The following is a 9788-nucleotide window of genomic DNA, read 5'->3' as shown; positions in this document are numbered from 1 at the left end:
CTCCGCCGCCGGGGAGCCTCGTGGCCGATGGCGCCCGGCGCGACGGGTTAGAGTACAGACGATGTTTTCGCCGCAGAACACCCCGCTGTGCGACTCGGTCACGCTGGCCTATCGGCGCGTGCGCGCCGAGCCCGGTCAGCTGACCGTGCTGCGGCGGGCCCTGGAGCGCTGGCTCGACGCGGTGCACGTGCGCCCCGAGCTGACCCGCGACGTGCTGCTGGCCAGCTACGAGGCCCTCGCCAACGCCGTCGAGCACGCCTACCGCGACGGTGCATCGGGTACCCTCGACCTCGAGGCGACGCTGATCCCGGGCGACCGTCAGGTCGAGGTCGCCATCATCGACCGCGGCAGCTGGCGCGCGAACGACACCGACCCGGGCACCAGCTCGCGCGGGCACGGTCTCACGCTGATCAAGTCCCTGGCCGACACGGCGACCGTGGCCCCGGCCGACACCGGGACCGTCGTCACCATGCGCTGGAGCATCTAGCGGCAGTAGTTGTCGGCGACCGTAGTCGCCGGCATCGCTAGTTTCGGCGGCGGGGCAGCCGCACCACCTGGACGAAGAACTCGTCGATCTGCCGGACCGCCCCGATGAACTGGTCGAGGTCCACCGGCTTGGTGACGTACGCGTTGGCGTGCAGCCGGTAGCTGCGCAGGATGTCCTCCTCGGCGGCCGAGGTGGTCAGCACCACGACCGGGATGTCGGACAGGTCCGGGTCGGACTTGATCTTCTCGAGGACCTGGCGTCCGTCGTACTTGGGCAGGTTGAGGTCGAGCAGGATCAGGTCGGGACGCGGCGCTCCGACGTGCTCGCCGCGCTGGTACAGGAAGTCCAGCGCCTCCTCGCCGTCGCGGACGACGTGCAGCTCGTTGCCGATCTTGTTGTCCTCGAAGGCCTCACGGGTCATCAGCTCGTCGCCCGGGTCGTCCTCGACCAGGAGGACGTCGATGGGTTCTGCGGGGGTCATGCGGGGGCTCCTTCGAGATCGGTGTCGGCCGGGGCGTGCTCTTCGGGTTCTTCGTCGGGCAGGGCGGGCAGGGTGAAGCAGAACCGGGTGCCGCCGGTGTGCTCGGTGTCGATCCAGATCCTGCCACCGTGGTACTCGACGATCTTCTTGCACACCGCCAGGCCGATGCCGGTGCCGGTGTAGACGTCGCGGCCGTGGAGGCGCTGGAAGATGACGAATACCTTCTCGGCGAACTCCTCGTCGATGCCGATGCCGTTGTCCGTGACGCACAGCTGCCAGCGGCCGGCGCCCGCCCGGTCACCGTGGTCCTCACCGTCGATCCGGTCGCACGTGATCCGCACGACGGGTGCGCGGTCGGGGTGGCGGAACTTGATCGCGTTGCCCAGCAGATTCTGCCAGAGCATCGTCAGCAGGGTCGGATCGCCCGTGATCTCGGGGAGCTGCTCGGGCCGCTCGATGCGCGCCCCGGACTCGTCGACGGCGGCGGCGAGGTTGGCCACTGCCTTGTCCAGCGGCTGATCCAGATCGACGCGCACGTGGGCGTCGTTGACCCGGCCGACGCGGGAGAACGCCAGCAGGTCGTTGATGAGGACCTGCATGCGCTTGGCGCCGTCGACGGCGAACGCGATGTACTGGGTGCCCCGTTCGTCGAGCTTGTCGCCGTAACGCTTCTCGAGCAGCTGGCAGAAGGAGGCGACCTTGCGCAGCGGCTCCTGCAGGTCGTGGGAAGCGACGTAGGCGAACTGCTCGAGTTCGGCGTTGGAGCGGCGCAGTTCCTCGGCCTGGGCGTCGAGGTCCGCCTTCTGGCTGGCGAGGCGCTGGTGCTGGGTGTGGGCGGCCGCGAGCGCGAACACGATGCGCCCGCGCATGGCTTCGACGTCCTGGGCCAGGGCCCGGATGTCCTTCGGGCCCTGGGGGCGGATGTGCTGGTCGAAGTTGCCGTCCGCGACGACGCGCCGCGTCGCCGCGCGCAGGCTGACCAGCGGCATGGCGACGAGGTTGTGCACGAGGATCACCATGAGCAGGCCGGTGAGCAGGAATCCCGCCACCATCGCCACGAGCACGGAGTTGCGGATCGTCCGGGCGTGGATGAGGTCGTCGTAGCCCTCCGCGCGGGCCTGGACGAGTTCGGCGTTCTGCGCCTCGAAGAGGGTGCGCATGGCGTCGAACGTGGTCCGGCCCCGCTCGGTGCTCGCGGGATCCACGGGCTGGGGGACGCCGGGGACGACGCCCGCGACGAGCGGGTCGGCGTAGTCGGCGCGCCACGCCGCCGCCGCCGCCTCGATCTCGTCGACGGCGGCGAGCAGTTCCGGATGGCCGGCGGTGAACTCCCGCATCCGGTCCGCGGCCTCCTGCTCGATCCGCTTGCCCGTCAGGTACGGCTCGAGGAATTCGACGTCGGCGGTGGCGGCGTAGCCGCGGGCGCCGGTCTCCTGATCCAGCAGCGCCGCCTGCAGGCGGTACGCCTCGGCGCGGGCCGGCTGGATCTGGTCGACCAGTTCGTCCGTGATCTGGACCGTGCGCTGGATGAAGTAGCCGCCCACGATGGTGCCGAGAACGACGAACACGGCAAGGACCGCGAAGGCGACCTGGAACCAGCTCTGGACCGTCAGCCGCGAGCGCACCCGCTCGACCTTGGGTTCGGGCATCGACGGGTCTCTCATGACTGCTTCGTCACCTTCTCGCTCCAGCGCACGTGTACCACGGCCACGTCGTCGGCGAGTCCTCCGTGACTCTCCGCCAGCGCCTCGGCCCGGTCGATCAGGGTGTCGACGAACGCTTCGGGCGCCAGGTGGCCCTCCTCGCGGGCCAGCCGCAGCAGGCCCTCCTCGCCGAGGCGTTCGCCGCCGTCGCCGATCCGGCCTTCGAACAGCCCGTCGGTGAACATCATGATGCCGCCGCCTTCCGGCAGTTCCAGCTCGTGCACGGGCCACGTCGAGACGCCGGGCAGCAGTCCGAGGGCGGGTCCGCCGGGCGCCTCGACCCAGTCCACCCCCTGGGAACTGTGCAGCAGCAGGCCCGGATGCCCGGCGCGCATCACCCGCACCCGGCGCCGGTCCGGCGACATGGCGAGGCTGGTGAGGGTGGCGAAGTGCCGCTCGTTCGCCCGTTCGGCGACCATGATCTGCTCGAGCTTCTGCAACTGCGCGACACCGGTGACGCCGGTGACCACGAGGGTGCGCCAGGCGATCCGAAGGCTCACCCCGAGTGCGGCCTCGTCGGGGCCGTGCCCGCTGACGTCGCCGATGAGCACGTGCACCGTGCCGTCCTCGGTCTGCACGACGTCGTAGAAGTCGCCGCCGAGCAGGGACTGCTCGCGCCCGGGCCGGTAGCGGGCCACGACGTCCACGTCGCCCGTGCCGCGCAGCATCGGCGACGGCAGCAGGCCGCGTTCGAGGCGGGCGTTCTCCCGCGCCTGCAGCCGGCTGGCCTGCAGCGCGACGGCGGCATGCTCGGCCTGCTTGCGCTGGATCGCGTAGCGCACGGTCCGGCCGAACATGTCCGGCTCCACCCGACCCTTGACGAGATAGTCCTGCGCGCCGGCGGTCACCGCCGCCAGCCCCGTCTGCTCCTCGGCGAGGCCGGTGAGCACCACGACCGGAACGCCGGCGGCGTACTGCTGCACCCGGGCCAGCGCGTCCATGCCCTGCGCGTCGGGCAGATGCAGGTCCAGCAGGATGCAGTCGGGCAGTCCGTCGGCCAGCTCCGCGCGGGCCGCGGCCATCGTCTGGACCCATTCCAGGCGCATGCCCTGCGCGCTGTCCGCCACCAGTTCCTCGACGATGAGTGCGTCGCCGGCGTCGTCCTCGATCAGGAGGACCGACGGCTCCTCCCGGTCCCAGTCGGTCTCCAGAGCGACCGATGTACCTTTGCTGCTACTTCCTGGTGGTGCGCCGGCAGGCCCGTGCTGCTCGGAGAACATGGCCCCTGCCCTTCGATCTCGCGTGCCGTGATCCCGGATCCCTCACTCCGGACGACAACAGAGGAAGAATACCTATCGTTCGCCCGCCCGCCGTCGCCCGCGGACGACGAACCGGTCACCGGGCATGGCGGCCCTTGCGTGCGACGGGCTCGGGGGCGCCGGGCCGGGCCAGCAGCGCGGCGATGCCGGTGGTGAGCGGAACGGACAGAGCGAGCGCGATGCCGCCCACACACGCCCGCACCACCTCGATGGCGACGGCGTCGCCGGTGAGGACGTCCGAGATGGACCGGCCGGCGACGCTGAACAGCAGCAGCAGGGGCAGGGCGCCACCGGCGTACGCCAGCACCAGGGTGTAGACGGTGCTGGCGATGTGGTCGCGGCCGACCCGCATCGCGGAGGAGAACACCTTGCGGCGCGAGGCCGTGGGATCGAGCGCCGCCAGCTCGAACGCCGACGCCGCCTGGGTGATGGTCACGTCGTTGAGGACGCCGAGCGAACCGATGATGAAGCCGGCGAGGAGCAGGCCGGTGATGCTGACCTGCTCGAGGTACAGCTGCACGTCGGTGTTCTGTTCCTCGGACAGCCCGGTCAGGTGTGTCATCCAGATCGCGAGGTACGAGAGCAGGGCGGCGAGCAGCATCGACGCAAGGGTGCCCAGCAGGGCCGAGCTGGTGCGCAGATTCACCCCGTGCGCGAGATAGAGCACCGCGTAGAGGATGATCGCGCCGCCGACCAGCGCGACGGGCACGGCGGGTTTGCCGTCGAGCAGCGCGGGGAGCATGAACACCACGAGCACCCCGAACGCGATCAGCAGGCCGATCAGGGCGCGCAGGCCACGCCACCGGGCCACGGCCACGATGACCACGGCGAACGCCGTGATGATCAGCGCGAGGGGGAGCCCGCGGGAGTAGTCGTAGAACGAGTACTGGGTGGCGCCGGACGGGTCGACCTGCCGCACCAGCCGGATCTCCTCGCCGACGCGCAGGTCCGGCTGCCCCGGGCCGGGCCCGATCTCGAGCAGGGTGCGGGTGCCCTCGTTGGGGCCCGAATCGATGGTGACGATGCTGCGCTGGCACTGGTAGGCGTCGGTCGCTGGGGGAACGGGGTCGCCGGTGAACGGGCGGCCGGCCGAACTGCTCCCGCACGGGCCGATGTCCTGCTCGACGACGGTGCCGGCCTCGGTGACGACGGCTCCGCCGCCGGTGGTCTGGAACGGGGCCGGAATGTCGACCGCCTGCCCGCTGGGCCACAGCGCGACGGCGCCGGCGAACACGGCGACGCCGATCGCGACGAGGAGTCCGACGACGACCTTCGCAGCGGTGGGTCCGACCGGGATCGGCCCGGAGAAGTGGCCGTGGCCGTGGCCGTGTCCGTGTCCGGGGGGCTCTGAGCGAGTCACCGCATCAGGGTAACGACGAGATCGCGGCGAGGTCGCATCGCGGAAGACCGGCCGCATCCGGGGGACAAGGGCTGGTGGTGGCGGGGAGCAGGGGGGGGGTGTCCCCGCCACCTTCGACCTGATCTCGCACAGGGGGGATGGCGATGATCAGGGAGCCCAGCACGCTGAGGTGCCGTAGACAAACGTACTGGCTCTGTCGGCCCCCGGGGTAGTACCTACAGTGTGTCGGTCCTCACCGGGGTCGGGCCGCACGCTCGTTTTCGGGGGGAGTCGACGGCTCTGCCTGCGGTGACGCCGTTCGTTCGTCGCAACATATACTTTCGACAACGGTCGGCGTGTCGTGCATCCCGGGCGTGTCGCGAGGAGGTCACCGCGGTCACTGCTTGTAGCTGGACAGGAAGTTGCCGAAGCGTTCGATGGCCACCGCCAGGTCGCGGGCCCACGGCAGCGTCACGATCCGCAGATGGTCCGGATCCGGCCAGTTGAAGCCGGTGCCCTGCACCATCAGGATCTTCTCCTGCAGCAGCAGGTCCTGGACCAGCTTCTCGTCGTCGTGGATCTCGTACACCTCCGGGTCGAGGCGCGGGAAGGCGTACAGGGCGCCGCGCGGCTTGACGCAGCTGACGCCGGGAATCGAGTTCAGGCGTTCCCACGCGACGTCGCGCTGCTCGAGCAGCCGGCCACCGGGCAGGATCAGGTCCTCGATGCTCTGATGCCCGCCGAGCGCCACCTGGATCGCGTGCTGGGCCGGCACGTTGGGGCACAGACGGGTCGAGGCGAGCAGGTCGATGCCCTCGAGGAACCCGCCGGCGTGGTCCTTCGGGCCGGTGATCGTCATCCAGCCCGACCGGTACCCGGCGACCCGGTAGGCCTTCGACAGGCCGTTGTAGGTCAGGCACAGCAGGTCGGGCGCGAGGGTGGCCAGGGAGATGTGCTTGGCGTCGTCGTAGAGGATCTTGTCGTAGATCTCGTCGGCGAGCAGCAGCAGCTGGTACTTCCGGGCCAGCTGCACCAGCTGCTCGAGCACCTCGAGCGAGTACACGGCACCCGTCGGGTTGTTCGGGTTGATGACCAGCAGGGCCTTGGTCTTCTCCGTGATCTTCGACTCGATGTCCTCGATGTCGGGATTCCAGTCGTTGGACTCGTCGCACAGGTAGTGCACCGGCGTACCGCCGGCCAGGGACGTCATCGCCGTCCACAGCGGGTAGTCCGGCGCCGGGATCAGCACCTCGTCGCCGTCGTCGAGCAGGGCCTGCATCGTCATCGTGATCAGCTCGGAGACGCCGTTGCCGAGGTAGACGTCGTTGATGTCGAGCTTCGGGAAGCCCGGCACGAGCTCGTAACGGGTGACGATGGCCCGGCGCGCCGACGCGATTCCCTTCGACTCGGAGTAGCCCTGGGCGTTGGGCAGCGCCGCGATCATGTCCTGCACGATCGTCTCGGGTGCCTCGAACCCGAACGGCGCCGGGTTGCCGATGTTGAGCTTCAGGATGCGGTGCCCCTCCGCCTCGAGCCGCGCGGCATGCGCGTGCACCGGCCCCCGGATCTCGTACAGCACGTTCTGCAGCTTCGCGGACTGCTCGAGCTTGCGGGTGATGCGGTGATGAAGGTGGCCCTGTTCTCCTGTACTCACGGCGTCCATGGTGCCACCCGGCCGCAACCGGGTTTCAGCCGGATTTCGCCTGCATCGCCGCGTCCACCGCGACGATCGGCCCGAAAAGTGCAATCATGACCACTTGTGACCGTTGCGTCGGGGTGACGCGCGGGTGGATTGAGGAGTCGCACGGTATGGCACAGGGAACTGTGAAGTGGTTCAACGCCGAAAAGGGTTTCGGCTTCATCGAGCAGGACGGCGGTGGACCCGACGTGTTCGTCCACTACTCGGAGATTCAGGGCTCCGGCTTCAAGTCGCTGGACGAAGGTGCCCGGGTCGAGTTCGAGATCGGGCAGGGACAGAAGGGCCCGCAGGCCCAGGGAGTCCGTCCCATCTGAGCGGGTCGTCCCGACGGTTCGACGGCGCTGCACCTACGGTGCGGCGCCGTCGCTGTATTCGGACCGGTCACAACTTCGTGGGGGTTCGTCTCGTTTGTCCTACTATTCGGTAACATCCCGGCGCGTTGCGGACATATGGGATGTAAGAACCGTGATGTTCGGGGGACGGGCGAGACAACCAGGGGGTTGGTGTACATGGTGGGGGACGGGAGCGCGGGGGCGCGCTGGAAGGACCGGAAACGGTACCTGTGGCTGTGCGGGCTCGCCGTCCCGCTGAGCCCGTTCGTCGCGTGGCTGTTCGTCGAGTACCTGCACCTCGGTGTCTTCTGGGCGTTCGGTGCGCTGCTGATCGCGGTGATCGTCCCGCTCGTCGACCGATTCACCGGCGTCGACAAGGCCAACCCGCCGGAAGAGGTCGTGCGCGAGCTCGAGGAGGACCGGTACTACCGCTGGTGCACCTACCTGTACCTGCCGCTGCAGTACGCGGGGCTCGTCTTCGCCTGCTGGGTGTGGACCGTCGCGCCGATGGGCTGGCCCGAGCGGTTCGCGATGGCCGCCACCGTCGGCGTGGTCGGCGGCGTCGGCATCAACGCCGCGCACGAACTCGGGCACAAACGCACCGACCTCGAACGCCGGCTCGCCAAGATCGCCCTCGCCCAGTCGGGCTACGGGCACTTCTTCGTCGAACACAACCACGGTCACCATCTGCGCGTCGCCACCCCGGAGGACGCCGCGACGGCGCGGTTCGGCGAGACCTACTGGGAGTTCCTGCCGCGCTCGGTGTTCGGCGGCCTCCGGTCGGGCTGGCGGTACGAGCGTGAGCGCCTGGCCCGTCGCGGGCTGCCCTGGTGGAGCCCGCGCAACAACGTCCTGAACGCCTGGGCGCTGACCGTCGTGCTGTACGCCGGGCTGATCGCGGTCTTCGGATGGTCCGTCGCGCCCTGGCTGGTGGTGCAGGCCGTGCTGGCCGTGATGTTCCTCGAGGCCGCGAACTACCTCGAGCACTACGGCCTGCTGCGCGGCACGCGGCCGAACGGCACGTACGAGCGCGTCGCGCCGCGGCACAGCTGGAACAGCGACCACAGCTGCAGCAACCTGTTCCTCTACCACCTGCAGCGGCACAGCGACCACCACGCGAATCCGCTGCGGCGCTACCAGACGCTGCGCACGATGGACGAGGCGCCGCAGCTGCCCGCCGGCTACGCCGTCATGATCCTGCTGTCGTTCGTTCCGCCGTTGTGGCGCAAGGTGATGGACCCGCGCCTGCTCGACCACTACGACGGTGACATCTCGCGCGTGAACCTCGATCCCAAGCGCCGCGAGGAGCTGCTCGCCCGGCACGGCTGACCCGCGTGCTCGCACCCGGTGGGGCAGTCGAATCCGGTTGTCGGGACGCGGCTTCGGGTGCACGCTCGGCTGTCCACAGCCGGGCGGTTCGTCCACAGATCGGGCCGCCTCCTGCGTTTGTTGCGGTGTGCGCCCGCCCGGATACGGCACCGTGACCGTCATGGGCGACGAACACGACATCATCCGGCGCGCCGCCGCACGCGAGCACGGCGTCACCGATCGCGAGATCCGGCGGCTGTGCGGCCGCGGGCACTGGCACCGCATCCACCGCGGCGCCTATCTGCCGGCCGAGAGCTACGCACAGCTCGACGAATACGGCCGTCACCACCGGCGAGCCGTCGCCGTTGCCGGTGGGCTCCGCTCCGACGCCGCGCTCAGCCACGTCTCTGCCGCCGTCCTGCACGGCCTCGCCCTCTGGAACACCCCGCTCGGGGAGGTCCACCTGACCCGTAACCGCATCGGCGGAGCGAAGCGCACGCCGGGGCGGAACCTGCACGCGTCGCCCTTCGCTCCCGACGAGGTCACCGACGTCGGCGGGGCGCGCGTGCTCACCGTTGCCCGCACGGTCGCCGACCTCGCCCGCACCCTGCCGTTCGAGCAGGCCGTCGTCGCAGGGGATCACGCGCTGCGGCTGTGCGGGCTCACCACCGCCGACATGATCAGCGCACTGGCTCGCAACACCCGCCATCCCGGCCACGCGAAGGGCCTGCGCGCGGCGCGGTTCCTGGACGGGCGTAGCGAGAGCGTGGGCGAGTCCCGCAGTCGCGTGCTGTTTGTCCGCGACGGGCTACCGATGCCGATGACCCAGGCGGTGATCCACGATGACCGCGGTCGGTGGCTGGCCCGGGTCGATTTCCTGCTCCCGGAACACGGGGTGATCGGCGAGTTCGACGGTCGCGTGAAGTATCGGGGCGACGACATCACCCCGGAGGAGACGGTGTGGCGGGAAAAGCAGCGCGAGGATCGTCTGCGCGACGCCGGCTGGACCGTGGTGCGCTGGGTGTGGGACGAGCTGGCTACACCCTCGGTGGTCGCCGACCGCATCCGGGAGGCGATCGCCCGGGCCGGACGTGGGCCGGGGCCCACCGGGACGTTCAGGGCCTGACGGCGAGCTTGCACCCGTCGTTTCGTGCTTGCCTCCGTTGCAGGCGTAGGCAGG

At 69.9% G+C, this 9788-nt stretch carries 9 protein-coding genes; 4 read left to right on the top strand and 5 right to left on the bottom strand.

Annotated features, from left to right (window positions below; all coding sequences use genetic code 11):
• Window positions 1-61 precede the first annotated feature (61 nt).
• Window positions 62-487, top strand: coding sequence for an ATP-binding protein (locus CQZ88_RS26400; RefSeq protein ID WP_006934328.1), 426 nt, complete (start codon window positions 62-64; stop codon window positions 485-487).
• A 37-nt stretch (window positions 488-524) separates the two neighbouring features.
• On the opposite strand, the gene CQZ88_RS26395 is transcribed toward CQZ88_RS26400, so the two are convergent.
• From CQZ88_RS26395 to CQZ88_RS26375, 5 genes are all read right to left on the bottom strand, one after another.
• Window positions 525-968: a response regulator gene (locus tag CQZ88_RS26395; protein ID WP_006934327.1), complete on the bottom strand. Its 444-nt coding sequence runs from the start codon at window positions 966-968 to the stop codon at window positions 525-527.
• Window positions 965-2632 carry a CHASE3 domain-containing protein gene (locus tag CQZ88_RS26390; protein ID WP_235194047.1) on the bottom strand — a complete coding sequence of 556 codons (1668 nt, stop codon included), beginning with the start codon at window positions 2630-2632 and terminating at the stop codon, window positions 965-967. The genes CQZ88_RS26395 and CQZ88_RS26390 overlap by 4 nt, the downstream gene beginning before the upstream one ends.
• Window positions 2629-3891, bottom strand: a complete 1263-nt coding sequence (locus tag CQZ88_RS26385) for a PP2C family protein-serine/threonine phosphatase (RefSeq protein WP_174824771.1) — start codon at window positions 3889-3891, stop codon at window positions 2629-2631. Before CQZ88_RS26385 ends, CQZ88_RS26390 begins: the two co-directional genes overlap by 4 nt.
• Before the next feature lie 115 nt (window positions 3892-4006).
• Entirely contained in the window at window positions 4007-5347 is a 1341-nt protein-coding gene (locus tag CQZ88_RS26380; protein ID WP_206531144.1) for a YibE/F family protein, read from the bottom strand.
• A gap of 319 nt (window positions 5348-5666) precedes the next feature.
• Window positions 5667-6932: a pyridoxal phosphate-dependent aminotransferase gene (locus tag CQZ88_RS26375; protein ID WP_029545602.1), complete on the bottom strand. Its 1266-nt coding sequence runs from the start codon at window positions 6930-6932 to the stop codon at window positions 5667-5669.
• Between the two features lie 146 nt (window positions 6933-7078).
• Between CQZ88_RS26375 and CQZ88_RS26370 the strand changes: the two genes are divergently transcribed.
• The 3 genes from CQZ88_RS26370 (at window position 7079) to CQZ88_RS26360 (ending at window position 9734) form a co-directional block, all read left to right on the top strand.
• A complete protein-coding gene (locus tag CQZ88_RS26370; RefSeq protein ID WP_003938894.1) occupies window positions 7079-7282 on the top strand; it encodes a cold-shock protein in 204 nt (67 codons plus the stop codon).
• Between the two features lie 195 nt (window positions 7283-7477).
• Window positions 7478-8629, top strand: coding sequence for an alkane 1-monooxygenase (locus CQZ88_RS26365; RefSeq protein WP_102800534.1), 1152 nt, complete (start codon window positions 7478-7480; stop codon window positions 8627-8629).
• Between the two features lie 160 nt (window positions 8630-8789).
• Window positions 8790-9734, top strand: coding sequence for a type IV toxin-antitoxin system AbiEi family antitoxin domain-containing protein (locus tag CQZ88_RS26360; protein WP_102800535.1), 945 nt, complete (start codon window positions 8790-8792; stop codon window positions 9732-9734).
• The last annotated feature ends 54 nt before the right edge of the window (window positions 9735-9788 follow it).

This window comes from Rhodococcus sp. ENV425 (genome assembly GCF_002887785.1).
GTDB classification, from domain to species: domain Bacteria; phylum Actinomycetota; class Actinomycetes; order Mycobacteriales; family Mycobacteriaceae; genus Rhodococcus; species Rhodococcus aetherivorans.
Note: the sequence above shows the minus strand (reverse complement) of the source record. Positions and strands in the feature narration are given on the sequence as shown.